The organism is Rheinheimera soli (assembly GCF_031457405.1).
In the GTDB taxonomy this organism is placed as follows: domain Bacteria; phylum Pseudomonadota; class Gammaproteobacteria; order Enterobacterales; family Alteromonadaceae; genus Pararheinheimera; species Pararheinheimera soli_A.
This window is the reverse complement of the sequence record NZ_JAVDWR010000008.1, coordinates 1-25,881: the sequence shown is the minus strand read 5'-3', so window position 1 is coordinate 25,881 and position 25,881 is coordinate 1. Positions and strand designations below refer to the sequence as shown.

Annotated in this window: 20 protein-coding genes and 1 rRNA gene; 9 read left to right on the top strand and 12 right to left on the bottom strand. The window is 47.0% G+C overall.

The annotated features are described in order from the left end of the window. Nucleotides 1-63 precede the first annotated feature (63 nt). Nucleotides 64-1,236 (top strand): S-methyl-5-thioribose kinase, encoded by a 1,173-nt coding sequence (mtnK, locus tag J2W69_RS12455; RefSeq protein ID WP_310278936.1) that lies wholly within the window; start codon nt 64-66, stop codon nt 1,234-1,236. 24 nt (nt 1,237-1,260) lie between these two features. On the opposite strand, the gene J2W69_RS12450 is transcribed toward mtnK, so the two are convergent. From J2W69_RS12450 to J2W69_RS12440, 3 genes are all read right to left on the bottom strand, one after another. Beyond that, nucleotides 1,261-3,375 (bottom strand): peptidase domain-containing ABC transporter, encoded by a 2,115-nt coding sequence (locus J2W69_RS12450; RefSeq protein ID WP_310278933.1) that lies wholly within the window; start codon nt 3,373-3,375, stop codon nt 1,261-1,263. A gap of 14 nt (nt 3,376-3,389) precedes the next feature. Then, nucleotides 3,390-3,680 (bottom strand): hypothetical protein, encoded by a 291-nt coding sequence (locus J2W69_RS12445; RefSeq protein ID WP_310278930.1) that lies wholly within the window; start codon nt 3,678-3,680, stop codon nt 3,390-3,392. Nucleotides 3,681-3,820: 140 nt separating this feature from the next. Then, entirely contained in the window at nt 3,821-5,080 is a 1,260-nt protein-coding gene (locus tag J2W69_RS12440; RefSeq protein WP_310278927.1) for an HlyD family secretion protein, read from the bottom strand. Between the two features lie 167 nt (nt 5,081-5,247). Between J2W69_RS12440 and J2W69_RS12435 the strand changes: the two genes are divergently transcribed. Both J2W69_RS12435 and J2W69_RS12430 read left to right on the top strand, forming a co-directional pair. Continuing rightward, nucleotides 5,248-6,273, top strand: coding sequence for an exo-alpha-sialidase (locus J2W69_RS12435; protein ID WP_310278925.1), 1,026 nt, complete (start codon nt 5,248-5,250; stop codon nt 6,271-6,273). Nucleotides 6,274-6,440: 167 nt separating this feature from the next. Further along, nucleotides 6,441-8,714 (top strand): TonB-dependent receptor, encoded by a 2,274-nt coding sequence (locus tag J2W69_RS12430; protein WP_310278922.1) that lies wholly within the window; start codon nt 6,441-6,443, stop codon nt 8,712-8,714. Between the two features lie 70 nt (nt 8,715-8,784). Here the strand turns inward: J2W69_RS12430 and ppc are convergent, their stop codons facing one another. After that, on the bottom strand, nt 8,785-11,415 hold the full coding sequence (ppc, locus tag J2W69_RS12425) for a phosphoenolpyruvate carboxylase (RefSeq protein ID WP_405047884.1): 2,631 nt from the start codon (nt 11,413-11,415) through the stop codon (nt 8,785-8,787). Nucleotides 11,416-11,669: 254 nt separating this feature from the next. On the opposite strand from ppc, the gene J2W69_RS12420 reads away from it, so the two are divergent. After that, the gene (locus J2W69_RS12420; protein WP_310278917.1) at nt 11,670-12,557 is read left to right on the top strand and encodes an alpha/beta fold hydrolase; all 888 of its coding nucleotides are present in this window, start codon (nt 11,670-11,672) and stop codon (nt 12,555-12,557) included. 6 nt (nt 12,558-12,563) lie between these two features. After that, a complete protein-coding gene (locus J2W69_RS12415) occupies nt 12,564-13,700 on the top strand; it encodes an RNA polymerase sigma factor (protein ID WP_310278914.1) in 1,137 nt (378 codons plus the stop codon). Nucleotides 13,701-13,720: 20 nt separating this feature from the next. Here the strand turns inward: J2W69_RS12415 and J2W69_RS12410 are convergent, their stop codons facing one another. The 4 genes from J2W69_RS12410 to bfr (J2W69_RS12395) all read right to left on the bottom strand — a co-directional run bounded on the left by J2W69_RS12410 (nt 13,721) and on the right by bfr (J2W69_RS12395) (nt 17,628). Beyond that, nucleotides 13,721-15,721: a cation:proton antiporter domain-containing protein gene (locus J2W69_RS12410; protein ID WP_310278911.1), complete on the bottom strand. Its 2,001-nt coding sequence runs from the start codon at nt 15,719-15,721 to the stop codon at nt 13,721-13,723. A 33-nt stretch (nt 15,722-15,754) separates the two neighbouring features. Beyond that, a complete protein-coding gene (locus tag J2W69_RS12405) occupies nt 15,755-16,495 on the bottom strand; it encodes a fumarylacetoacetate hydrolase family protein (RefSeq protein ID WP_310278905.1) in 741 nt (246 codons plus the stop codon). Between the two features lie 186 nt (nt 16,496-16,681). Beyond that, nucleotides 16,682-17,149, bottom strand: a complete 468-nt coding sequence (gene bfr / locus J2W69_RS12400) for a bacterioferritin (RefSeq protein WP_310278889.1) — start codon at nt 17,147-17,149, stop codon at nt 16,682-16,684. Nucleotides 17,150-17,151: 2 nt separating this feature from the next. Then, the gene (gene bfr / locus J2W69_RS12395) at nt 17,152-17,628 is read right to left on the bottom strand and encodes a bacterioferritin (protein ID WP_300930782.1); all 477 of its coding nucleotides are present in this window, start codon (nt 17,626-17,628) and stop codon (nt 17,152-17,154) included. Between the two features lie 310 nt (nt 17,629-17,938). On the opposite strand from bfr (J2W69_RS12395), the gene J2W69_RS12390 reads away from it, so the two are divergent. Continuing rightward, nucleotides 17,939-18,634: a VC0807 family protein gene (locus J2W69_RS12390; protein ID WP_310278878.1), complete on the top strand. Its 696-nt coding sequence runs from the start codon at nt 17,939-17,941 to the stop codon at nt 18,632-18,634. A gap of 32 nt (nt 18,635-18,666) precedes the next feature. Here the strand turns inward: J2W69_RS12390 and J2W69_RS12385 are convergent, their stop codons facing one another. Together J2W69_RS12385 and J2W69_RS12380 are read right to left on the bottom strand one after the other, a co-directional pair. Beyond that, complete coding sequence (locus J2W69_RS12385; RefSeq protein WP_310278876.1) at nt 18,667-19,839, bottom strand: cystathionine beta-lyase; 1,173 nt, start codon at nt 19,837-19,839, stop codon at nt 18,667-18,669. 51 nt (nt 19,840-19,890) lie between these two features. Continuing rightward, nucleotides 19,891-20,661: an EAL domain-containing protein gene (locus tag J2W69_RS12380; protein ID WP_310278874.1), complete on the bottom strand. Its 771-nt coding sequence runs from the start codon at nt 20,659-20,661 to the stop codon at nt 19,891-19,893. A gap of 215 nt (nt 20,662-20,876) precedes the next feature. On the opposite strand from J2W69_RS12380, the gene ubiD reads away from it, so the two are divergent. The 3 genes from ubiD to fre are packed head-to-tail and all read left to right on the top strand — an operon-like array spanning nt 20,877 to nt 23,374. Then, a complete protein-coding gene (gene ubiD / locus J2W69_RS12375; RefSeq protein ID WP_310278871.1) occupies nt 20,877-22,388 on the top strand; it encodes a 4-hydroxy-3-polyprenylbenzoate decarboxylase in 1,512 nt (503 codons plus the stop codon). Beyond that, nucleotides 22,385-22,663, top strand: coding sequence for a 2Fe-2S iron-sulfur cluster-binding protein (locus tag J2W69_RS12370; protein WP_310278868.1), 279 nt, complete (start codon nt 22,385-22,387; stop codon nt 22,661-22,663). The genes ubiD and J2W69_RS12370 overlap by 4 nt, the downstream gene beginning before the upstream one ends. Nucleotides 22,664-22,678: 15 nt before the next feature. Next, on the top strand, nt 22,679-23,374 hold the full coding sequence (gene fre / locus J2W69_RS12365) for an NAD(P)H-flavin reductase (protein ID WP_310278865.1): 696 nt from the start codon (nt 22,679-22,681) through the stop codon (nt 23,372-23,374). Nucleotides 23,375-23,443: 69 nt separating this feature from the next. Here the strand turns inward: fre and J2W69_RS12360 are convergent, their stop codons facing one another. After that, nucleotides 23,444-25,471 (bottom strand): S9 family peptidase, encoded by a 2,028-nt coding sequence (locus J2W69_RS12360; RefSeq protein WP_310278862.1) that lies wholly within the window; start codon nt 25,469-25,471, stop codon nt 23,444-23,446. A gap of 322 nt (nt 25,472-25,793) precedes the next feature. Further along, nucleotides 25,794-25,881, bottom strand: a 5S ribosomal RNA gene (gene rrf, locus J2W69_RS20695); the annotation flags it as partial.

Sequence of the window (25,881 nt, the reverse complement as noted above, 5' to 3'; positions counted from 1 at the left end):
CCATTGTGCTACCCAAAGGGGTTTGCGATGATGGCCTTTTGCTTTTTATGGATCTTTTATCTGATGCCTTACCAAGTGTTAACCCCAAAAGAAGCGGCATTATTCGCTGACAAATACAGCGATTTGTTTGGCGATCATAGCCAATTAAGCACTGAGCTACTGAAAAACGATGGCCTGAATCAGGTGTTCAGAGTAAAAAATAACAGAGGCACCAGCCTTATTGTTAAACAGGCTTTACCTGAACCTTCAGATTTGACCCAACACTGGCTTGTCAGCTTAAACAGGGCAAAGATTGAAGCTGATGTATTAAAACACCATGCCAAAATTTGCCCTGATTATCTGGTGGAAGTGTTATTTTATGATGCAGAGTTGTGTGCATTATTACTGGAAGATTTATCTGATTGCATGAGTTTGCGAAGCGCTATCAGGACAGGATTATTACCACAAGATACCGGACTGCATCTGGGCCGTTATCTGGCCAATGCCAGCTTTTACAGTAGTGACTTTGTCTTAACAGGCCCAGTGAAAAAATCCAGGCAGCTGCAATTTAATAATCCGGAACTCTGTTTAGTGATTGAGGATTTGGTATTTACCGACCCCTACTGCAACCATGAGCGTAACAGCCTGAGTTTAGCGCAACAGCCACAAGTTCGGGATTTATGGCGCAATGAAGCCCTGCAAGCCGAAGTGGCCCAGCTGAAAGCTGGTTTTCTGGCAAAACCTCAGGCCTTGCTGCATGGAGATTTGCAGTGTGGCAATGTGTTAGTGAATCATCAGCAGCATAAAATAATAGGCGCCGAATTCGGCTGCTATGGTCCCATAGGTTTTGATACCGGAACTTTTCTGGCCAGTGTTATTTTAAACCTGCTGACTCAGGAACAAACCGAAGTAAGCTCCCGGCGCCACTACTTGTTAGGCCAAATTGAGCTGTTCTGGCATGAATTCTCCACTGTTTTCAGCAACCTGATGCAAAAGCAAACCACAGATCAGAGCTTTCAGAATGAATCTTACCAGCACTGGTACCTGCAGCAATTGTGGCAGGATACCTTAGGCTACGCAGGTTGTGAGCTGATCCGCCGCACTATCGGCTGGGCAGCAGCAGAAGAATTAACACAGCTAAAAGACGGCCCCTTTAAACAACAGGCTCAGCAGCAAATGCTGGCACTAGGTCAATCTTTAATCACAGAACGTAAGCATATGACTTTGCAAGATTTATTATCAAAAATTGCGAAATAAGCTGGAACTCTGGCCACCCAAAACCTAAAGTTCCTGTCCTTGGCAGAGCGGCTTCGCTGACCTATGCAACTGACGGAACTCGCAGGTGATATCAGTCAGTTGACCTTGCTGCAGCAACAGGATCCGATCTGCAGTTAAAATACTGTCAGGCCTGTGCGCCACGATAATGCGCGCTATCTGTAGCTGCCGGATAGCCTGATTTACCCTGACTTCCAGCGCCAGATCCAGATGGCTGGTCGCTTCGTCCAGCAGCAATACCCTGGGCTTGTGGTATAAAGCCCTGGCAATCAGTAAACGTTGTTTTTGCCCGCCGGACAAGGCCGATCCCATATCTCCAATTAAGGTATTGTAGCCCATAGGCATGGCAATAATATCCTGATGAATGGCTGCAAGCTCTGCACAATGCATCAGATGTTGCACATCAGGTTTAGGACTAAAAAAGCTGATATTGTCCATCACAGAACCGGATAACAACTGATCATTTTGCATCACTGCGGCAATCTGACTGCGGTAATGCTGCAGACCAAAGCTGCTCAGCTCCATACCATCTATCAGTACTTTGCCTTGTTGTGCAGTTGCCAGTCCAAGCATAATTTTTAACAAGCTGGTTTTGCCACAACCTGATGGCCCTACAATAGCCACACTTTCGCCGGGAGATAATCTGAAACTCAGTTGATGAAACAGCCAGGGGTCCTGTGCTGTCTGCCGAAAGTGCAGATCTCGCAATTCAATATGACCTTGCAGCTGTAAATAAGTCTGACTCTCTCCTAAGTTCTCTGTATCGGTCAGAGCAATATCCGCCAGACGTTGCAAGTGTAATTCCAGCATGCGGAATTCGATCCAGTGATCAATAAAAGCAGCAGCTCTTTGGGTAAACTGGCTTTTGTAACTGGCAAAAGCAAATAACATTCCGACACTAAAGGCATTATCTATTACGGCCAAAGCCGCCAGATAAATCACCACTATATGCTCAATACCAAATAACAGTTGATGCACAGCCTGCAATGATAAGTGCCAGCGCCCCAGTCTGAATTGCTGATCCACAGCATCTGAATACTGATTTTGCCACAGGCTTAACCTTTGGCTTTGTTTTGAGAACAGCTGCAAACATTGGATGGCACGAACACTTTCCATAAAACCGGATTGCTCTTTAGCCTGAGCCACTATGCCTTGCTCAGTACATTGCTTTAATGGTGAGTAAAAAATATATCGTAGTAGCGCGTAAAGCAGTACAGCCGCCAGCACAACGGCGGCTAACACCGGATGATAAACAAATAACAGTACCAGAACAGTACAAGCCATAAGACCATCGATCAGCGCTTCAATCAGGCTATTGGTCAACAAGTCCCGCAATTGCTGCAAAGAACCAAAACGCGACACAATATCGCCCATATGGCGTTTCTCAAAAAAACTCATAGGCAAATGCAATAAATGCCGGAACAGATTAGTAGCCAACTGCAGATTTAATACCGACCCCAAATGCAGCACCAGCCAGCTGCGCAGAATATTGGTCAGAATTTGCAACAACAGCAATAAGGCAAAACCCATGGCCAGCACATGCAATAAATCCAGGTCTCTGCTCACCAGCACTTCATCGACTACTAATTGCATGTAATAAGGTGCCACCAGTAAGAAAAACTGCAGCACCAGCGACATCAACAGTATTCTGAATAATGCCGACCATAAACCGGAAGCCGAAGACCAAAACTGCCGCACACTTAACTTTTGCCTTTGATCTTGTTTTTTAAACTCAGTGGTAGGACTCAGCTCAAGGGCAATACCGGTAAAACACTGATCAACGTCGGCAAAGCTCAGCTCTCGTTTACCAAAAGCAGGATCATGGATCTGAATTTTTTGCCCTTTCACTTTAACCAGCACAACAAAGTGGCTCATTTGCCAATGCAAAATACAGGGTAATTTCAACTGCGCCAGCTCTTCTGGCTCCAGTCGTAAAGCCCGGCCCGCCAGCCCCAGATTGTCAGCCAGCTGCATCAGATGTTGCAAAGTTAAGCCTTTAAGCGACAAAGGATAACGTTGACGCAAACTGGCCATATCGGTTTTATAACCATAAGCACCAGCCACCATAGCCAGACAGGCTAATCCGCATTCAGCAGCTTCGGATTGGTAGATAGTTTGCATCACAGCATTCCCGCTTATACAAAATAAACCGGACCCAGCAGCCCGGTAATCCAAAGCAGTTGACCGATCCACAGCAACAATGCCGGAATAACTTCCAGTTCAAACCTGAGTTGCAACAGCTGCTTAAGTGACGAAACCGGAGCGTTCATCAAATCACTGTAAAAATAGCTGGTGGTAAAAAACAGCAGCATCCCGCTCCACGACAGTAAGCCCCACAGATCATCAACAAAGATTGAATGAACAAATCCAAGCATGGCGACAAACACAAAAACGCTCAGCCCCTGCCGTCCGCTAATCCTTTTCATTGGCCCTCCTTCATCAGCTATAGCTATCTAATTTAAGCCCTGATGGTCAACGATCTTAGTTACATCGGTGATAACTACTAAGCTGCGATTCTCGCCCGGCAGTCATCCAAAGTAATGTCTCTGTTGCTACACAGCCTGATTCAAATCTGAAAACGCCCTCTTAGACTAACTAAAGGTTCCAGTAACCAGCTCAGCACCGAACGCTGTTCCAGCACTATGTCTGCACTTAACAACATGCCGGCCTGCAGCGGCATTTGTTCGCCATAAGCTTCGATAAATTGCTGATTTAGCCGTACTTGCACCTGATACACAGGCTCCTGAATTTGCACTGGACTGTCGGGGTCTTGCGCCATCAATACAGCTTTTGAAAGCTGGCTGATTTCGCCCTGATACAAGCCAAAGCGCTGGTAAGGAAAAGCATCAAAACGCAGCCAGGTGGTCTGACCTGGCTGAATAAAACCAAAAGCCCGGGTCGGAACTAATAATTGGGCGTATAAAAATCCTGATTCGGGCAGCAATTGCATCAAGACCTGGCTGCCCTGCAGATGCTGGCCTGCGCTCACCACTAAATTGGTGACTCTGCCCGCAACAGGAGCTGTCAGCACAATCTCTTTACGAGCCAGCAGTTCAGTTTTTTGTTGCTCAAAACTAAACCGCTCGGCCTGTAATTGCTGAAGCTGACGTTGCTGTTCAAGGGGTAACGCCTGAAGTTGATTTTCCCACTGGATCTGTTGCTGAAGGATGGATTGAGCCAAAGTTTGCACCTCTGCTAACTGTTGCAGCAACATCAGGTGCTGATCTTGCTGCTGCTCCAGTTGTAGTTTTGGCAGATGGCCTTTTAGTGCCAATTCTTGCTGAGACAACAGGCGTTGATTCTGTATATCAATACGCTGAGACAATAGCTGTTGCTGGCGTTGATTCTCTGCCAGTTGCCGTTTGACATTAGTAATTTGCGCTGACAATTGTTCACGCTGCTGAGCAAAACTCTGTAAAAGTTCATGCTGTTTCTGAGTATTTAATGCCAATTGCAGTGCAAGGCTGTTTTGCAGGTGATCGGTCAGACTTTCACCTGCAGCAAGATATTCGTCACTGCTCAGTAAAGCCAGCTTTTGACCTGCCTGAACCAAAGTGCCATCCTGAATATAAAGTTGTTTAAGCACAGCCGGGCGCTGGCTATGGATACGAACTACGCCGCTGGACGGCTTCAGATAACCCAACACTGTTTCTTTACGGGAAAAACTGGCCTGATGCAAAAGCAGCAGTAAACTGAAGAGGATGAAGACTAAACAAAAGCACAACACCGAGCTGCTGACGGGCTGAACAATACTAACCTGCCCTTCCAGGCGTTGTTGTTGTGCCTGCAGTGCTTTAGGTCTGAATAAACTCTGCTCTGTCGTCATAGTGAAACTCCATGCAGTTTTGTACACTGCAAAAAGATTTTCCACTTTGTGCCGACAGGCATACACCCGACACACTTAAAAAATTGTTGCTGAAGTAAAAACAAGTGTAGCGCAAGCATAAAAACACACAAATAATTAACAACAAAAACACAAATTGGCACAGATCTATGTCCAATCTAACGACAGAACAAAGCACAACAGCCATAGAACTGCTTTGGGTTCAGCGGGCATGGAAAGCAGGAAAACATAATGCTTTTACAGACTTATGTCACTTCCGCCAACGTTATTATCTGGTGTTCCGTCAGGCATCCACGCACCACTCCAAAGATGGTTTGCTGAGGATCATGAGTTCAGTGCAGGGTAAAAAATGGCGCACTGTGGCTGTACTACACAACCCTGTTGCTGATTTAAGAGATGGTAAGCTCAGTGTAACGCCATGCGGAAAACTACAGCTACTGGCTGCTGCGGCTTTTCACGACAAAACAAAGCAGGCCTATCAATCTTATCTTTGGACTTCCACTGATGGTAAAAACTGGTCTGAACCTCGGGCTGTGGGGGAAGCTGATTATTGGTTATGGCGTTTAAGCTGGCTAGGCGATCAGGCTTATGCTGTGGCCTATAAATGTGGTGCCGATCGGCATATTCGTTTGTATCGACAAAACTGCGCTGGCCAGTTTGACGTTGCGGCTCCCAGAATATATTCAGAAGGTTATGCCAATGAAGCCGCCTTGTTGTTTGATCATAAAGATACCGCATGGTGTTTATTGCGCAAAGATCCAGACCATGGCCAATTAGGTTACGCCTTTGCACCTTACCATCACTGGAACTGGCTGGATATTGGCTGTCGCATAGGAGGCCCACAGGCCCTATTTACACCATCAGGGCAAATGCTGGCCGTGGTACGGCTTTATGATCAAAAAGTACGCACCAGTCTGGTTTCAATAGATCAGTCCACAGGCAAGCTGACAGAGATACTGGTTCTGCCCTCAGGCGGAGATTGCAGTTACGCCGGTATGGTAATGCAGCAAAACAAATTGTTGATCAGCTACTACTCGTCTCACCAGGGCCGCAGCTCCATTTATACAGCACTGGTGAGCATTGGTACCCCAGATCCAGTAATCTGCGACAGAGAGAATAAGTTTCACTTCAGTAGAGATTGCTCATATAACATTCAGCAAGATGGTGATTTTTAGCTCTTTTATCCACCAGATCGGCAAAAGTAGCTGCAAAATGCTATAGTAGCCACAAGTTATCAGAGCAAACACTGTGGTCACTCCAGAGTTTGTAGGGTTCGCTCTGATAATAGATCCGCAGGACGCACCAGAATATATAACAGCCTAAAAAATAAGGTAAAAAATTGATGAAAACATGCAAAAAGTCTGTTCTGGCATTGAGCATTCAGGCCAGTCTGCTCGCTGCAGCCATGGGTCTTTCTCCTGCTTTATTAGCGCAGGAAAGTGACAAAGATCAGGCTGCTGAAGAGACAAAATTGGAACGCATTATGGTGACTGCGCAAAAACGTGTGCAAAGTACCCAGGAAGTTCCTATCTCTATTGCAACCTTAAGCGGTGAAAAATTCGACGCTTTATTTGCAGGTGGCGAGGATATCCAGGCTTTATCTGGCAAAATTCCAGGTTTATACGCTGAATCATCAAACGGCCGCGCTGCACCACGTTTTTATATTCGTGGTTTAGGCAACACAGACTTTGACCTGGCCGCATCTCAGCCAGTTTCTGTGATTATGGATGACGTAGTGATGGAAAACGTGATCCTCAAAAGCTTCCCGTTATTTGACGTAGCGCAAGCAGAAGTGATCCGTGGCCCACAAGGTACCTTGTTTGGTCGTAACACCACAGCAGGTATAGTTAAATTTACCTCTGTAAAGCCAACTCAGGACTTTGAAGCTTATACCAAAGCAACAGTAGGTAGTTTCGGTACTATTAATGTGGAAGGTGCAGCTGGTGGTGGTTTAACTGATGAATTATCAGCCCGTATTTCATTAATGAACCAAAATCGTGACGACTTTGTCGACAACGGTTTTACCGGCGAAAAAGATTTTACCGGTGGTCATGACGAAAAAGCAGGTCGTCTGCAGTTTTTATATGACACTGACAGTTTCTCAGCTTTGTTCAATGTGCATGGCCGCAAACTGGATGGCACCTCCTCTTTATTCAGAGCCAACGTATTAACTGCGGGCAGCAACAAGCTGAACGAAAATTATGACCGTGATACCGTCTATTATGATGACGGTGATGGCAACTACCAGAAGTACGATAACTTCGGCACCTCTTTGACTTTTGAGTTTGATTTAAAAGACATGACTCTGACCATGATTTCAGCATTAGAGAAAGCTGACGGTAAAGGTAAAGGGGATATAGACGGTGGTTACCGTATCGATGTTGACTTCGATAACGTGCCGGAGCAGATGGGGCCTGGCTTTATTCCTTTTGGCGCAGTGACTGAAGATCAGCTCAATGACCTGAAACAGGTGACTCAGGAAATCCGTTTAGCCAGCGATACCAATGAAGCCTTAGAATGGCAGGTAGGCGCTTTTTATTTTGATTCGTCTTTTGGTGTGACCAGTGTTGATGGTTACTTTGGCGCTACTACTGTGTATCACGGTAACAAAAGTTGGGCTGTATTCGGCCAAACCACTTACAACCTGAGTGATCGTTGGGATATCACTGGTGGTATTCGTTACACCTACGATGAAAAAACCTTCTGGGTAGGTCAGCAAAACGTGAATGGTTTTGCCTTAGTGACAGGTGATGCCAGCATCCAGATTTATGACCCTATCAAAGTAGACGACGGTAAAGTCAGCTGGGAATTAAGCAGCAATTACCGTCTGACCGATTCAACCAGCCTCTTTGGTCGTATCGCCAGCGGTTTCCGTGCCCAGTCTATTCAGGGTCGTGATGTTGCGTTCGAAAAAGCACCTTCAGTGGCTGACTCAGAAACTATTACGTCATTTGAAGTAGGTGCTAAAGCAGATTTATTGGATGATTCGTTACGTCTGAACGGTGCTTTGTTTTATTACACCATTGACGATATTCAGTTGTCAGCCATTGGTGGACAAACTCAGGGCAACCAGTTGATCAATGCCGACAAAGGTGTGGGTTATGGTTTCGAAGTAGACACTGAATGGCGTGCCACCAAGAGTCTGGTGCTGGGTGGTGGTTTCAGCTACAACAATACTGAACTGAAAGACCGGAACTTATTAGTTGCTCCTTGTGGTTCAGGCATGTGCACACCCACAAATCCTTCGAATGGCTCTGGCTTAGTTTTTATTGATGGCAACCCATTCCCACAAGCTCCTGAAACAATTTTAACTGTGAATGCCCGTTATGATATTCCGGTTAGCACAGGTGAGATTTATTTTTATGGTGATGTAGCACGTCAGGGTAAAACAAACCTGTTCCTGTACGAATCTAAGGAATACCACACGAACGGTAATTTCGAAGCTGGTTTACGTATTGGTTATCTGAACTTTGAGAACGATTACGAAGTGGCTTTGTTTGGCCGCAATATCACGGACGAAGACAACTTAAAAGGCGCTATAGACTTCAACAACCTGACAGGTTTTGTTAACGAACCTCGTATTATTGGTATTGAGTTTAAGAAAAGCTTTTTCTAAGTTTTAACCTTTGAAGCAAAAAAAGGGCTCATTAGGTTGAGCCCTTTTTTATGAACGCAAGATAACCAGCTTAACCCGAGTTACGCATCCCGGCTGCAATACCGGCAATAGTCACCATCAAAGCACGTTTAATGCTGTCATTGACCGTTTCAGGCTCATGCCTGACCCGATTTAACAATTCCACCTGCAATATATGCAGCGGATCAACATAGGTATTACGCAGCATAATGGATTCACGGATCCAGGCTTCTTTTGCCATCAGCGTATCACTTTGAATCAGCTTTAACAGTAAGGCTGTATCTGCGGCGAGCTGATCACGCAATTGCTGACCTAAAGGCAATAAAGCTTCTGGCACCAGCTTTTCATCGTAGTAGGCTGCAATTTCAGCATCGGCTTTTAAATACACCATTTCCAGCATCGACAAGCGGGTCGCGAAAAACGGCCACTTCGCCCGCATTTGCGCCAGCAGTTCTGTTTTGCCCTGTTCCACTACGACGGCCAAAGCGCTGCCAGCGCCTAACCAGGCCGGTAACATCAGCCGGTTTTGTGACCAGGCAAAAATCCACGGAATGGCACGTAAGCTCTCCACACCACCCTTTGGATTACGTTTTGGCGGACGACTGCCCAGTGGTAACTGTCCCAGTTCAAGCTCAGGAGTAGCAGCCCGGAAATACGGCACAAAATCAGGGTGATGCCGAACAACAGCCCGGTAAGCTTCGCAGGAAACTGTTGCCAGTTGCTGCATTAGTTCACGCCAGCTTTGTTCCGGCACAGGCGGTGGCAATAACACGCCTTCTAATACAGCACTGGCATACAAGGCCAGACTACGTTTTGCCAAGCCAGTTAAACCAAACTTAAAGCGGATCATCTCGCCTTGTTCTGTCACCCGCAAACCACCAGCAAGCGACCCTGGCGGCTGAGATAAAATAGCGGCATGAGCAGGGCCGCCGCCACGGCCTATAGTACCGCCACGACCGTGGAATAAGGTCAACTGCACTTTAGCTTGCTGACAAATAGCCACTAAAGCTTCCTGCGCACTGTACTGAGCCCAGGCAGCAGCAAAAGCACCGGCATCTTTGGCAGAATCCGAATAACCGATCATTACTTCCTGGCGGCCATTGATATAACCTCTGTACCAGTCAATCGCCAGCAGCTTGCTGATACATTCTGGGGCGTTGGTTAAATCGGCCAGGGTTTCAAACAAAGGCGCCACTGGCATAGGGAAGCTAATGCCAGCGTCTTTAAGCAGCAACTGCACGGCCAACACATCTGAGGGTTTGCCTGCCATTGAGATCACATAAGTGGATAAAGCTTCAGCGCCATGACGAGCCACGATGTCGCAGGTATCCAGCACTTCTTTGACTTGTGGGCTGGGTTGCCAGTTACGCGGGAACAAGGGCCTTTTGCTACTCAGCTCGTTCAGTAAAAAGGCCTGGCGGGCGGGTTCATCCCAATCTGCATAGTCACCTATACCCAGATAACGGGTAAATTCGCTGAACACTGCGGTGTGGCGACCCGATTCCTGCCGCACATCCAGCTTCAGCAAAGTTAAGCCAAAAGCATAAGCACGACGGATGGTGTCTTTCAGTAAACCTTCTGCCACTACCTGCATTTTGCAATCGAGTAAAGACTGATAACACAGCAGCAAAGGCTCCAGCAGTTGCTCATTATGCCAAATCAGATCGTCAGGGCGTTGCAATCTGTCGTGCTTTAGGGCTTCGGTCAGCCAGTCTCTGGTGTGCAACAACTTATGGCGGAAGTCTTTCAGTAACTTACGGTAAGGCTCTGATGCGTCGCCAACCACAGCACGCAAAGCATCATTGACCTGATCCATCGACAGTTCGTTGGCCAAAACATCTAAATCACGACTGAATAAATCTGCCGCTTTCCAACGACTTAACAGCAAAACCTGACGAGTGACTTTAGCGGTAACAAAAGGATTACCGTCTCTGTCTCCTCCCATCCAGGATGAAAAACGAATAGGTGTGGCATCTAAAGCCAGACCATGGCCCAACACTGGATGCAGTGCCGTATCAAGTTCACGGATAAATTCTGGCACAGCGTCCCAAAGTGAAGTTTCAATCACCGCAAAACCTGATTTAGCTTCATCCACTGGTGTAGGCCGCTGCTCACGAATTTCGTTGGTATGCCAGGCCTGAGTGATCAGCTGATACAAACGGTTTTCTGTTTTTTGCTGCTGTAAAGGTAATAAATCCTGCTCCAGCTCCGCTAAACAGGCGGCGATTTCCGTTAGTTTATGAATAAGGGTACGTCGGGTAACTTCAGTTGGGTGTGCAGTCAGCACCAGCTCAATCGATAAATCAGCAACGGCCTGTTCAATCTTCGCCTGGCTGACCTCTTTATCCTGCAAGAGTTGCAGCAACTCGGCCACTGGTTCTGGTTTTTCAATAGAAGCCCGGCCTGCTTTACTGATGGTATGGTGCTGCTCAGCTAAGTTGGCCAGATTTAAAAACTGGGCAAAAGCACGGGCTACCGGCAGAATTTCCTGATCGGTTAAACTGGCCAGCACCTGTTTTAATTGTTGATCCTGCAGCTCTGTGCCCTGCCTTGCTTCTTTGGCTAAAGCTCGAATTTGTTCAATACGTTCTAAAACTGCATCACCTAACTGATTGCGTATGGTGTCACCCAGCTGGGTGCCCAACAATCCGACATTTGCCCTCAAGGCAGCATATTGCGACATCACCCACTCTCCTCGTTGCACTGCCTGCAGTTTAATTCTACTGCTTCTCTATGTAGTCTTCTGATCCACCCTAACGGGTATTTGTTTGGTGCTCAAGCCTGACAGATTACAAAACGACCAACAAAATAGAAAGCCAGAAGTGTAGAAGGCTAAAAATATTAATACAGAAATCTGTCACATACAGCAAAGCTCAAGGTACTTAGTAGAAGTGCTGCATAGATGTGCAGCTTGACTACACCTCAGGAGTGACCTTTATGTTTAAGAAGTACCTGTTTATTCTGCTGTGCTCCACAGCATTTATAGTCACAAGTCAAAGCCTTAAGGCTGATGAAAGGCCTGAGCCAGGCTTTCAGGTTCAGGTAGAAGGCCAGGGCAAGGCTATTATTCTGATCCCGGGCCTGATGTCTGATCAGCGGGTATGGCAGCAACTGGTTACAGAGCTAAAAGCGGATCACCAGTTACATCAAATCAACCTCGCAGGTTTTGCCGGAACTAAGGCTTTGGCCAGCCCACTGAAACTAACACAAGTTACTCAGCAACTGGCCGCTTATATTCAGCAGCATCAGTTACAGAAACCTGTATTGATTGGCCATAGCATGGGTGCTTTTTTGGCCTTTCAACTCGCCAGCTCTTACCCCCAACTTACCGGTAAGGTAATTGCAGTAGATGGCTTGCCTTATCTGGCGCCGGTTTTTAGCCGCGATAGCAACACCAGCGTGGCGCAAATGCTGCCGCAGGCTAAGATGATGCAGCAGTATTATCAGCAAATGACGGCGGCCCAACTGGCTGAAAGCACCAAACAAGGCATAGCAGTTCAGGTCAGCAGTACAGAACACGCCACACTAATCACAGAAATGGCGGGGCAGTCCGATCCAACCACAGTAGGTGCGGTCATAGCAGAACTACTCACCACAGATTTACGCGACGAAGTGCATAAAATTCAACAACCCGTGTTGCTGTTAGGGGCTGGTGGTGCTTTGCCTTCGGACGCTATGCGTCCTGCGGTTCAGGCTTTATATCAACAACAAATTAACACTATTCCTCAGGCGAAGCTGGACTTTAACTGGCAGGCGCGGCATTTTATCATGTGGGATCAGCCGGAGTGGCTGTTGGCGCAAATTACTGATTTTATAAAGGAATAATAAAAAATGTTAACTACAGTGGAACAGAAATTATTACCTGACGTGATGGCAGCCACGGCGGGCGATCGCTACGCCTTTGAACGCCTGATCAGCCAGTGCCGCCATACGGTCACCGGCATAGCTTTGGCGATAGTGAAAGATTTAGATGCCAGCGAAGAAGTGGCACAAGAGGTGTTTATTTATATCTGGCAACAATTAGGCACGCTACGTGAACCTGCCAGCTTTTTACCTTGGGTACGCCAAATGACCAGACACCGCAGTTACAACTACTTGCGGGATAACAAAATAAAACAAAAAGTCTTGGGTGACGAAGCTGAAAGCCTGTTGGAAAATTTCGCCGACCCGGCCGCGTCTATGCAAGAGCTGCTGGAGCGTGAGCAGCAGCAAATTATTATGCAGGACTTTATCAGTCAGTTACCGGAAGACAGCCGCGAAATCGTTTTACTCTATTACCGTGAAGAACAATCCAGTCAGCAAGTGGCTGATTTATTGGGGTTAAGTGATGCGAATGTACGGAAAAAACTCTCCAGAGTACGGGAGCAATTAAAAGACAGTTTGCTGGAACGGTACGGTCAACTGGTACTAAGCACAGCACCGGGTTTAGGTTTCAGTACTGTGGTAGCCGCAGCATTGACAAGCGTAGCACCTCCTGTAGCAGCAGCGACTTCAGTTTCTGTTGCTGCACAACAAAGTGGCTGGCTGGCGAAAGTTGCAGTGCTGCTGGGTGGCGCCATGATAGGGGCTTTGGCTGCAGTGGCTGGCGTGATATTTGGTATGAGAGCTGTACTGAAAAAAGCGGACAACGAAGATGAAAAAACAGCATTAAAAGCGTTGCGGAACAAAACCATTGTTTGGGTGTTGTTATCAGGGGTGCTATTAACAGCAGCTTACGAGCTGACCAGCGGCGCCTGGGCTCCGGTCTCCGCCTTTGTGCTGTTGATAACCGGACTGAGCTATAGCCAGTTGCAATTACAGCAAATCATCGGCCCACGCCTGCAGCGGCAATACCCGGATGCAGCAGAACTTGCCAGAGTGAAGCGAAAAAATGTACTTTGGTGTGTACTGGGCATGACTGCAGGTTTTAGCGCAGGTTTATTTGGCTTGATTTATGGCCTGATGCAAAGTGGCCGCTGGCACTGGTGATCACCAGCGCCAGCACTTTTTTATTCGTGCGCCTCTTCTGGTTCAGCCGGATAAATGACCAGTAAATTTGCGTTAGGGAACTCAGCCGCTATGTTGGCAGGCAGCTCCTGCAATGACGAATGCCATGCCAACCCACCTTGCCGGACGCCATAGCCGACAATCAGTTGATCAGATGCGCCATGCTCCTGCAGTACTGAAAGCAAGCTTTGTTCTGCAGGCACAACCAGATAACTAACGTCATCTGTCACTTTGAGCTGTTTCAGTTTTTTCGCTATTTTGTCCTGTTGTACATCTTGTATCACCAGACTAAGGCTAACGCCTAATTGCTGACAAAGACGACGCACCAAAGCTACAGCCTCAATAAATCCATGCTCAGATTCGGCATGATTGGGTAAACACCAGAATAAACGGTTGCAGGTTTGCCATGGATGTCGGGTACGGCTGACTAATAAAGTGTAGTGACGATCAGCCAGCAATTTTTCCAGCATAGAACCGAACAAATACTCTGGAGCTGTAGTGTGTTCACTCCAGCCCACAATCAACTCTGAACCATTCAGTTCCTTGAGAGAACGCATAATACCGTCGGTGATATTTAAATCCAGACGAGTCACAGGCACAGCTGGCACTGCGGATTCAGCCAGAGATTTGACGGCCTGCTCGACTAGCGCAGTTGCCAGCTTCACCCGCTCTTTGGAACTGTCCGTATCAGGTACTACGGTCAGAGGGTAAACAGGTTGTGCATGCTGTGGATCACGCAACAGACGCGCCAGTTCCAACAACTCCCCGCTCTGAGCCTGATCCGCTAAAGCCACTATGATACGTTGTTGCCGTATATCGGTATCTCCATCATCCTGCTGATTGGCTATCGCCATTTTCCTGCCGTAACGGTCCACCATCAGTGGTGCCAGGAAACAAGTCACCAGAATCATCAGAATAGCGCCATTGACTACCGTCTCATCAAACAAACCAATTTCATGGCCCACTATAGTGGCAGCCAAAGTAGCAGCAGCCTGGGCGACACTTAAACCAAACACGACTTTTGCCTGATCGTTGCTGTAGCCTAAAAATAATCGGGTGGCTTGTGCCGCCAGCCATTTAGTGGAAATAACAGTAACCACCATGGCAAAAGCAATAAGCCAGGCCCGTACACCACCGAGAAACACGCTTAAATCTAAAAGCATGCCAACAGACAATAGGAAAAAGGGAATAAAAATGGCCTCACCAGTAAACTGAATACGGTTCATCAGGGTGCCGTTGTGGGGAATTAAGCGGTTTAAGGCCAGACCAGCTAAAAAAGCACCTACTATAGGCTCAGCTCCGGCAAGATGAGACAAGCTGGCACACAAGAACACCATCGCCAATACAAAGACAAATTCAGCAACCCCATCGCCGCCTACATTGCGGAAAAACCAGCGAGCCAGCCAGGGCAAACCAAAGAGTATCAGCGCGACATACAAAGACAGCGACACCCCAAGTTTGTACCAAAAAATGTCGTTCATTTCGCCTCTGGTCATGCCGGCTATCACGGCCAGCACCAGTAAAGCTAAGGTGTCGGTTAAAATAGTACCGCCGACTGCAGCTGTGACCGCCTGATTTCTTGATACGCCAAGCCGGCTGGCAATGGGATAAGCCAACAATGTATGAGAAGCAAACATGCTGCCAAGCAATATAGCGGCAGGCCAATCAAAACCAAAAAGTAAACCTACGCCGGTTCCGACGCTTTGTGGTATCACAAAAGTTAGCAAGCCAAACACTATGCTATGGGTTTTGTACTTCTTTAACTTCGCCATATCAATTTCAAGAGCGGCGGTAAACATGATGTACAACAAACCCACAGTGCCAAACAGTACAAAAGACTGATCGCGGGCCAGCACATTCAGTGCATTAGGGCCAAGCACAGCACCAGCAAACAATAAACCAATCATGCCGGGTAAACGGTAACGCGCCATCACAATAGGCGCCAGCAACATCAGCGCCGCTACCAAAGCAAAAACCAGCACAGGATCTTTAATAGGAAACATCAATACATTCTCTTTGTGCTAACAAACCTGCAATCAGGTTCTGAAGGATAAAGCAGGATAACCCATAAAGGTTAAAGTAATAGGTTGCTCTGCAGGAATTGTCAGTACACCTGCATAAGAGCCAGTGATCACCCACTGGCCTTGTTGCAAACCAATACCCTGCTGACTTAAATGGTTCACCAGCCAATACAAAGGCAATAACGGGTCCAGATTTGGATGCTGAGCTTCAAACTTCTGTTGCTGACCTGAATATTCCAGCACCAGCTCAACTTTTTCCGGGACACCTTTGTCAGCTAAAGCAGAGCCTATATACAAACCCTGATTAAATAAACCGGCCGCTAACTGATCTAGAAATTCTGCGCCAGCATCAGCTTTATAAGGCCGGATAATCAGCTCCAACGCGAGATGAGTGGCAGCAATGGCTGCTTTGATCTCAGCTTCACTATAAGCTTCATTACGGGCAGGTAAATCAGTCGCCAGCAAAAATGCCAGTTCAGGCTCAATACTATACTGATCGGATTGTTGTTCAAACTGACATAACTCGCCCTGCTGCAGGTTAGCGATCGGTGCCAGTACCCATTTATCCGGTCCGGGCAGACCGGCTTTCCACCCTACAACAGGCAAGTTCAACTCAATAAACAGCCATTGCTGGATAGCAAAAGCTTCAGCCAATGACACAGGACGCAGCTCTGCCGGTAATAAAGGCGCTGCCTCACCACGGCGGCGATAATCCGCCAGCCAGGCCGCAGCCTGCTGAATTTGTTCTGGAGTCACGCGATAAGTCCTTTAAGCTTTGATACAAAGCATCCACAGGGCTTTGTACTTTAAGATGCTTGCGGCTGTAGTTCAATGGCAGAATGAAAGCTTCCCAGGGGTTCGATTCCCGCCACCCGCTCCAACACTCTCTTCTTAAAACAGAAAAAGCACCCAAAGGTGCTTTTTTGCTGACAAACAACAGCCTTAGATTTGCGACTGAATATAGTTAGGTAAACCAACCAGTTTGATCAGGCGCAGCTGCTGCTCCAGCCAATGGGCATGATCATTTTCTGTGTCATCCAGCAAGGTCATCAGTAAATCGCGGGTCACGTAGTCCTGCACAGATTCACACAGGGCTATGGTTTTCTTCAGCAAAGCACCTACCGCATACTCAACATTTAAGTCATTCTGCAACATAGAAGGTACATCAGTACCAACCTGCAATGGATCACGTTTGGATAAATCCGGTGTACCTTCTAAAAATAAAATACGTTCAATCAGCGCAGCAGCATGAGCTTTTTCGTCCGTTACTTCGTGATCAATACGCTCAAACAGTTTATGTAAGCCCCAGTCGTGATACATACGGGAATGAATAAAATACTGATCCATGGCGCTGAGTTCATTCGACAGCAGCTCGTTTAAGGCTGCAATAACCTGTGTATTACCTTTCATTCTTAGTCTCCCGAACCCATTTGGCTTTGCAGGTAATTTTCCAGACCCACAAGCGTAATTTGTTGCTGTTGAGTGTCTATCCAGTCCACATGTTCTTCTTCGTGCTCCAGAATTTCCTGCAGCAATTCACGGCTGACGTAATCCTGATGCTGTTCGCATAGTTTGATAGCGTCACGTAATAAAGGCAGTTGGTCGTACTGGAAATCCAGATCACACTGCAGCATTTCTTCGGTGTCTTCACCAATACGTAATTTGCCTAAAGCTTGCAGGTTTGGCAGACCTTCCAGGAATAAAATACGCTCAATCAGCTCGTCAGCCTGTTTCATATCTTTGATCGATTTTTTATAACAAACCGAATTTAACTGAGCCAAACCCCAGTTTTTATAAATGCGGGCATGTAAAAAATACTGGTTAATGGACGTTAACTCAGAGGTCAGCACCTCATTAAGTTTAGCGAGCACTAAAGGTTGGCCTTTCATAGCTGGTACCTGGAAATTCAAAAACTGTGCTTATTGTAGTCTAAAAACGGACAAACTCAATAAAAAACCAATAAAATCAATAAGATGACATTGAGAATGGTTCGTTTTAGTGCCAGAGTTCTTGCTAAGCTTTTACAATGTTCAGCAAATCAGTAGTTTAGATCTTTTGCTAATGCAGTCTGCTGCGCCAGCCTTTCCATCGAGCCTGCAGCGCTGTTCAGCGTGATACTGCGTAACAGCGGTTAAATCAGATATACTCGGGCAACAGTAAGCAGCGGTTACAATAAAACAGGCAGCATCGGTAGCATTTATGAGTCAGACAGAAAAGAAAAAGTCATCAGGGTTTTTAGTAAACCTGCTTTTTAACATCGTTATCCCTACGCTGATTTTAAGTAAACTCAGTGAAGAACATCAGCTCGGGCCTGTTTGGGCTTTAGTGGTCGCTTTGGCTTTCCCCTTGGGTTTTGGTTTGTGGGAATTGCAGCAAAGCAAAAAGGTTAATTTTTTATCTGTACTGGGTGTAGTCAGTGTGTTGTTAACGGGTGGCATCAGCTTATTGCAGTTGGATCCGGCCTACATAGCGATAAAAGAAGCTGCTGTTCCAGGCCTTATTGCTTTGGCCGTTTTAATCAGTCAACGCAGTAAATACCCGCTGGTGAAAAAGATTCTGTTAAATGACGAGCTGATGGATTTAACCAAGCTGGAAGCCAGTTTAAAGGCGAATAATGCGGAAAAAGTTTTCGCCGCTAAATTGCAAAACTGTGCTTATCTGGTAGCAAGCTCTTTTGTGGTGTCGTCAATTCTGAACTATGGTTTGGCCAAATACTTACTGGTTAGTGCTCCCGGCACAGCGGCTTTTAACGAAGAACTGGCAAAAATGACAGCTCTTAGTTTTCCGGTGATCGCCTTGCCTTGCACCATCATGCTGATGGTCGCCATTTGGTATCTGTTCAGCCAAATTGGCAAAGTGACAGGCGAAAGCATTGAATCTTTTTTACGGCAATAACGGATATACCCAAGTAACATCAGGTGCTGTAGTTACAGCGCCTGATGAAAACGCTCAAAGGCTGCAGCTAAATCCGCTATTAAATCTTCTGTATCTTCCAGGCCTATATGCAAACGAATTAAAGGCCCGCTGTACGACCAACTGCTGGCCGTTCTGAGTTTCTGAATACTTAAGTTTGGAATAATCAGGCTTTCATAACCGCCCCAGGAAAAGCCCATTTTAAAGTGCGCCATGCCTTCAATAAAAGCAGCCACAGCTTTAGCATCCCCTTGCTTCAGCACAAATGAAAACAAACCATTACTGCCGCTAAAATCACGCTGAAAAATGTCATGCCCTGGACTTTCAGGCAAAGCCGGATGACGCACGGTTTCTACTTCAGGCCGTTGTTGTAACCATCGGGCAACTTTTAACGCATTGGCTTCATGCTGGGCTAAACGCACTTTTAAAGTCCGCAAACCACGGCTGGCTAAATAGGCATCGTCAGCCGAAGCACAATAGCCCATCAGATAACTATGCTCCCGCAGCTGCGGCCAGTGTTGCTCGTTAGCTGTGGCAATGCCCAGCATGGCGTCTGAGTGCCCCACTATGTATTTAGTTGCGGATTGAATGCAGACGTCTACTCCGAGGCCATAGGCATCCAATAACAAAGGGGTGCCCCAGGTATTATCCAGCATCAACACTATGTTATGCGCTTTCGCTACTGTGCTTATGGCAGGAATATCCTGCAGTTCCATGGTCAGCGAGCCTGGAGATTCTAAAAAAATCACTTTGGTATTGGTTTTGACTAAAGCGCTGATACCAGCCCCAATCAATGGATTGTAGTAAGTAGTTTCAATACCTAAACCTGCCAGTAACTTGTCGCAAATAGCGCGGGTTGGCTCATAGACAGTATCCACCATCAAAAGATGATCGCCCTGCTTTAAAAAGCTCAGTAAGGCAGCGTTAATGGCTGCTGCGCCACAAGGGTATAAAGCGCAGCCTGCCGAGCCTTCTAAATCACAAATGGCATCCTGTAGGGCGAAATGAGTGGCGGTACCACGACGGCCATAATAAGGCACTCTGTCGCCTCTATGCACTGTGGCATGTTTTAATTCGGCCATAGTATCAAAGACTATAGTGGAGGCTCGCACCACAGGCGGGTTTACTGCAGAGCCTGTCCATTCTTTGCCACGACCAGCGTGGATCAATTGAGTCGCTTTTTTCATAAGGAACACCTTAGACATCCAGATGTCTGACAATCTACAGTTTTTTTCAGCTTAGCGCCAGCCGTTGATTTCTGCGTGAGTCAGCAGTTTCTCCAATTGAGGTTTGGCGAAGTAGTAGCCTTGATACCATTGAATACCAGCGTCGACCAGATAATCCAATTCGGTTTTACTCTCAACACCTTCGGCCAGCACTTTAGTGCCGAGTTCGCAGCAGACGGTTAAAATGCCTTTCAGCACAGCTTGTTTAACGCTGTCCTGATCTATATCCCGTATCAAACTCATATCCAGCTTTAATACCGCAGGCCGTAGCGAGGTTAACCAGGCTAAGCCGGCATAACCTGAGCCGAAGTCATCTATTGCCGTAATAAAACCGCGCTTGGCATAACTTTCGAAAATACGTTTCAGCTTGCCCTGATCGATAATCTGCTCACCTTCAGTCACTTCAAACATAATTTGAGTGATATCAAAACCAAACAGATCGCCCGCTTCAATAGTGGCGCGGATGCAGGTTTCAGGGTTATAAACAGCATTAGGTAAGAAATTGATACTTAATAGCTTTTTCAAACCCAATTTAGAGGCGGTTTCAATGGCTTTGACCCTGCAAGCCTGATCAAAATAGTACTTGTTGTTGTCATTAATTTGCTCAAACACCCAGGCAGCGCCCTGGCCTTCAGGCCCCCGCACCAATGCTTCATAGCCGATAATGTCCTGAACAGACCAGTCGATAATGGGTTGGAATGCCATACGAATATTAAAACCAAGTGACTGACCGCTTAAACAGTCCATACAACTTTGTTGTTTAATTTGTTCCGGAAACTCCATAAACCTCTCTCCGTTATCGCTGTTATGTACCACATTAGATGACGAAGTGCATAAAACGCAAGTCAGCTGCGGCCAGATGAACAGAACACCTGACGATATTAAATTGGTCTTTTCCGTGTTTTGCTTCGTATTGACCAGGCCACTCAGGAAGCGCAGGCTGGTTTGCCTAAATCAGCCATGTATAATAGCCCCATATCTAGCAGAGCCAGAGCCTTATGAAATACAAAGACCTGCGTGACTTTATCAGTCAGCTGGAGCAACGTGGATTGCTCAAACGAATTTCGATGGAAATCGACCCTTATCTGGAAATGACCGAAATCGCGGACCGAACTTTACGTGCCGGTGGCCCTGCTTTGTTATTTGAAAACCCTAAAGGTTTTGATGTTCCGGTGCTGGCCAACTTATTTGGCACACCAGAACGTGTCGCTTTAGGTATGGGCCAAACTGATGTGGCCGCTTTACGTGAAGTTGGCAAGCTCCTGGCGTTTTTAAAAGAACCTGAACCACCAAAGGGTTTAAAAGACGCCTTCAGCAAGTTTTCTATCTTCAAACAAGTACTGAATATGCCTGCCAAAGAAGTCAAACGTGCGCCTTGTCAGCAAGTGGTGCTTTCTGGTGAACAGGTTGATTTAACAAAAATCCCGGTCATGACCTGCTGGCCCGGAGATGCAGCGCCTTTGATCACCTGGGGTCTAACAGTGACTAAAGGCCCGCATAAAGAACGGCAGAATTTAGGTATTTACCGTCAGCAAGTGCTGGGTAAAAACAAAGTCATTATGCGTTGGTTATCACACCGCGGTGGTGCTCTGGACTTCCTGGAATGGCAAAAAGCTAATCCGGGCCAGCGTTTTCCAGTCGCTGTTGCTTTAGGCGCAGACCCTGCCACTATTTTAGGTGCTGTCACTCCAGTGCCTGATACCTTGTCTGAATACGCCTTTGCCGGATTACTACGGGGTGATAATACTGAAGTCACCCGCTGTATCAGCAACGATTTACAAGTGCCAGCCACTGCTGAATATGTACTGGAAGGTTATATAGAACCAGGCGAAATGGCGCCTGAAGGTCCTTATGGCGATCACACTGGCTATTACAACGAAGTGGATTCCTTTCCTGTGTTTACAGTGACTCATATCACGCACAGAGAAAATCCGATTTACCACAGCACTTACACGGGCCGTCCACCAGATGAACCTGCCATTTTAGGTGTGGCGCTGAACGAAGTCTTTGTGCCTATTTTGCAAAAGCAATTCCCGGAAATTGTCGATTTTTATCTGCCGCCTGAAGGTTGTTCATACCGTATGGCCGTAGTGACGATGAAGAAACAGTACCCTGGTCATGCCAAACGCGTGATGATGGGCGTCTGGTCTTTCCTTCGTCAGTTTATGTACACCAAGTTTGTCATTGTCTGTGATGATGATATCAACGCCCGTGACTGGCAGGATGTGATTTGGGCCATCACCACCCGTATGGATCCGGCACGGGATACCACTTTGATAGAAAACACCCCCATCGATTATCTGGATTTTGCCTCGCCAGTGTCGGGCCTGGGCTCAAAAATGGGCTTAGACGCCACCAATAAATGGCCTGGCGAAACAACCCGTGAATGGGGTGAACCTATAGTGATGGACCCGGCAGTGAAAGCCAAAGTAGATGATATCTGGGCTGAACTGGGCATAATGCCTGCAGAACAAACAGTTCCTACGCTAAAAGTGCCGGGCCAAAAATGAGCCATCAGGTGACGATACAACCCAGTGGCCTGAGTTTTCAGGTGGAAAGCAACGAGACTATTCTCGAAGCGGCTTTACGCCATGGCATCGACTTTCCGTTTCGTTGCAAACAGGGGGTTTGTACCTCCTGCGTCTGCCGCCTGCGTTCTGGCTCTGTGTCCTATCTGCCACCTGAACCTTTATCTGATCTGGATAAAGCGCAGAACTTTACCTATTGTTGTCTGGCTTATGCCGAGTCAGATCTGACCTTACACCACCCTTTTATTCGTGGCTAAGCCGCAGGATTATTCATGACCAAAGTGATTTGCACCGTCGATAAAATTCAACCTTTAACTTCAGGAGTACATCAGATACTGCTGACCCCCCAACAGAAGGTTGAGTTTAAACCAGGCCAATATTTGCAGCTGTGCTTAACAGAGCAAGACAAAAGGCCTTTTTCTGTCGCTTCCATTCCGGTACAGGATCAGCTTGAACTGCATATTGGTGGCGCAGTAGCTGATCAATATTCAGGTCAGGCGCTAGCCCATTTGCAAAGTAATGATGAAGTGACGGTAGAAGTTGGTTTAGGTCAGGCATTCTGGCGTGAAGATAGCCATAACCCTATTTTATTGCTGGCTGGTGGCACAGGCTTTTCTTATATCTACAGCATTGCGCAGGCAATAGCGGCAGCAGGTGTGAAAAGACCAGTGTTTTTATATTGGGGAGTGCGCCACGAAGAAGCTTTGTACCATATGCCAGAATTACAACAGTGGGCAGCCACTCATCATGATTACAGCTTGATGCCAGTAGTCCAAAGCCCAACAGAGAACTGGCAAGGCCGTTCTGGTTTAGTGCACCAGGCGGTGCTGGACGATTTTGTATCTCTGAATGCTTACGATATTTATATTGCAGGCCCTTTCCCTATGGTGGGTGTTGTGCGGGATGCTTTCCTTGAACAAGGTGCCAAACGCGAACAAATGTTTGCAGACGCTTTTGCTTATATCTGAGTAACCCCTCTAAAAAACCAAGGGCCGCTTTATCTAAGACGGCCCTTTTTTTATTCACTGTTCAGAATTCTACTTTTTGTATTTATTAAACCAGTAGGTGATGTAAGCAGGCTTAGCCATCATATTGCTGGGTCTGATATGAATACCATGCGAAGCGCCTGGGATCCGTACCATAGCGGTTTCTATGCCCCTTAATTGCAGCGCCTGATAAAACTGCTCGGTTTCAGAAATAGGGGTTCGGTGATCTGCTTCGCCCGTCATCAGCATGGTTGGAGTTTTGACATTACCCACGTAGCTTATCGGTGAATGTTTCAGGTAATGCTCTGGTTTTTCCCATGGCATGCCAGGGAACCAGTACTGGCTGAAGTAGTTATACATATCGGCATTCAGCACAAAACTAAACCAGTTAATCACAGGGTTTACTGCCACCGCAGCTTTAAATCTGTCGGTATGACCGACGATCCAGCTAGTTAACAAACCGCCGCCACTGCCACCAGTCACAAACAGCTGATCCGGGTCGATAAACCCTTTAGCCACTGTAGCATCTACAACATCCATCAAATCATTGTAGTCTTCACTTGGGAATTTATGATGGATTAGATTGGCGAACTCCATACCATAACTGGTGCTGCCACGAGGGTTGGTATACAGCACCACATAACCCTGAGCAGCCATCAGCTGTAATTCCATCGCAAATACAGGACCATAAGCGGTGTGAGGGCCACCGTGGATTTCCAGTATTAACGGGTACTTTTTGGTTTTATCGAAGTTTGGTGGCAATATCAGCCAGCTGTGTAACTTGCGCTGATCAACAGAAGAGGTCACCCAAAACTCTTCAACTTCACCTATATCACGGGAGAGCTGCAAATCTTTATTCAGTTCGGTCAGCTGTTTCTTTTTACCACTCTGCCAGAAGCCCAGTTCAGCCGGAGCCTGAGTCGACATTTGGGTAAAGGCAATATCACCATCATCAGAAACGCTAAAACTACCGCCTGTGTAAGGACGACTGTAGGAGCCACCACCGACTTGCTCCACCAGTACTTTGCGTTTGCCGTTCAGGAGTTGTAAAGCAATTTTCCCCTGTGCCTGATCGTCGTATTGAATATAAAGCGCATCGCCGTCGCCATCCCAACTGAAGCTATCAATAGCGCGATCTAAATCTGCAGTCAGAGCTTTGATCTCGCCAGACTGCAGGTTTTTGACATAAAGCTGATTGGCCTGATGAGCCAGCTTTTTATCATCATAGCCCAGATAAGCTAACCATTTGCCGTCAGACGATAAAGCCGGCGAGTGGTCTGGTCCAAAACGGTCTGTGACCTGAGTCAGGCTTTTATCAGCAATAGTTAACTTATACACTTCACTATTCTGAGCCTGAGCTCTTTTGTCCGATTGACGATTGGCCGAAAAGTAAAAAGCTTTACTGTCTTTTTGCCAACTGATATCACCGCCGTGGTCAAAATCACCGCTGGTCAGTTGAATAGGGGTGCCGCCATCAGCAGCCATCAGATAAATATGCCGATAGCCTGCAGGTAAATAACCCCGGCCATCAGCTCTGTATTGCATAGTGTCTATATAAACAGGAGCTTTGGCCCAATCGTTTTTCTCAGGCTTGCCCGGTAAAGTCACAGGATTAACTGCTTTTTTCGGCGTAAACATCGAAAAAGCCAGCCATTTTCCGTCAGGTGACCAGCTTAAACCTGATGGTGTCGCTGGCAGATGGCTGATTTGACCACTCTGACCATTATCCATCCAGCGAATATGGATCTGCGGTTTACCCGAAGCCGATGAAATAAAAGCCAGTTTTTTGCCATCTTCTGACCATAAAGGCGAGCTGATATCGGCTTGATCTGACACTAAAGGCCGCAACTGGCCTGTTTTAGTATCACTCAGCCATAAAGATCCAATGCGCTTGTCCAGCACCTGATCAAAACGGTTACGTACAAAAACGACCTGATCACCATCACTGCTTATCTGAGGGTCTGACACAAACTCTAACTGGAATACATCTTCGTACTGCAGCGGTTGCTGTGTGGCTATTGCGGTCATACACATACCTGAAATCGCCGCAAAAATCGCAGTTTTAATAAATAAACGCACCTGAACCTCGTTCTTCTGATTATGGGTTGAGCAGATACTAGGTTGGGTTGCAGGATTATTACCAGTGTGATGCGGCTAATGGGGGTATTGCTGGGGTGTTTTGGGGATTTTAAAAGCGGATAGGTTCTGAACTCATGGGCGGTGAACTACTTTGCTCACCCCATCCCTGGGGTTCGTCCCTGCGGGACCCGCTGAAGCGGTCCAAATTGGCTCCCGGCCAATTTGTCGCATGGGGGATGCCTTGCTCGAATGGTCCACCACTAAATTCGAAGTAAATAAAAAAGCCCCTCGCTTGCGCGAAGGGCTTTTCCATTTATTGGGAGCCTGGCGGTGAACTACTCTCGCATGGCATCTGCCACACTACCATCGTCGCGGCTGCGTTTCACTTCTGAGTTCGGAATGGAGTCAGG

Bases quoted from the DNA above. Each gene is read 5' to 3' on its own strand.
- mtnK (WP_310278936.1), top strand. From the start codon at position 64: ATGCCTTACCAAGTGTTAACCCCAAAAGAAGCGGCATTATTCGCTGAC.
- J2W69_RS12450 (WP_310278933.1), bottom strand. From the start codon at position 3,375: ATGCAAACTATCTACCAATCCGAAGCTGCTGAATGCGGATTAGCCTGT.
- J2W69_RS12435 (WP_310278925.1), top strand. From the start codon at position 5,248: ATGTCCAATCTAACGACAGAACAAAGCACAACAGCCATAGAACTGCTT.
- ubiD (WP_310278871.1), top strand. From the start codon at position 20,877: ATGAAATACAAAGACCTGCGTGACTTTATCAGTCAGCTGGAGCAACGT.
- J2W69_RS12410 (WP_310278911.1), bottom strand. From the start codon at position 15,721: ATGTTTCCTATTAAAGATCCTGTGCTGGTTTTTGCTTTGGTAGCGGCG.
- J2W69_RS12440 (WP_310278927.1), bottom strand. From the start codon at position 5,080: ATGACGACAGAGCAGAGTTTATTCAGACCTAAAGCACTGCAGGCACAA.
- J2W69_RS12380 (WP_310278874.1), bottom strand. From the start codon at position 20,661: ATGGAGTTTCCGGAACAAATTAAACAACAAAGTTGTATGGACTGTTTA.
- J2W69_RS12370 (WP_310278868.1), top strand. From the start codon at position 22,385: ATGAGCCATCAGGTGACGATACAACCCAGTGGCCTGAGTTTTCAGGTG.
- J2W69_RS12430 (WP_310278922.1), top strand. From the start codon at position 6,441: ATGAAAACATGCAAAAAGTCTGTTCTGGCATTGAGCATTCAGGCCAGT.
- J2W69_RS12385 (WP_310278876.1), bottom strand. From the start codon at position 19,839: ATGAAAAAAGCGACTCAATTGATCCACGCTGGTCGTGGCAAAGAATGG.
- J2W69_RS12445 (WP_310278930.1), bottom strand. From the start codon at position 3,680: ATGAAAAGGATTAGCGGACGGCAGGGGCTGAGCGTTTTTGTGTTTGTC.
- J2W69_RS12390 (WP_310278878.1), top strand. From the start codon at position 17,939: ATGAGTCAGACAGAAAAGAAAAAGTCATCAGGGTTTTTAGTAAACCTG.
- ppc (WP_405047884.1), bottom strand. From the start codon at position 11,415: ATGTCGCAATATGCTGCCTTGAGGGCAAATGTCGGATTGTTGGGCACC.
- bfr (WP_310278889.1), bottom strand. From the start codon at position 17,149: ATGAAAGGTAATACACAGGTTATTGCAGCCTTAAACGAGCTGCTGTCG.
- J2W69_RS12420 (WP_310278917.1), top strand. From the start codon at position 11,670: ATGTTTAAGAAGTACCTGTTTATTCTGCTGTGCTCCACAGCATTTATA.
- J2W69_RS12415 (WP_310278914.1), top strand. From the start codon at position 12,564: ATGTTAACTACAGTGGAACAGAAATTATTACCTGACGTGATGGCAGCC.
- fre (WP_310278865.1), top strand. From the start codon at position 22,679: ATGACCAAAGTGATTTGCACCGTCGATAAAATTCAACCTTTAACTTCA.
- bfr (WP_300930782.1), bottom strand. From the start codon at position 17,628: ATGAAAGGCCAACCTTTAGTGCTCGCTAAACTTAATGAGGTGCTGACC.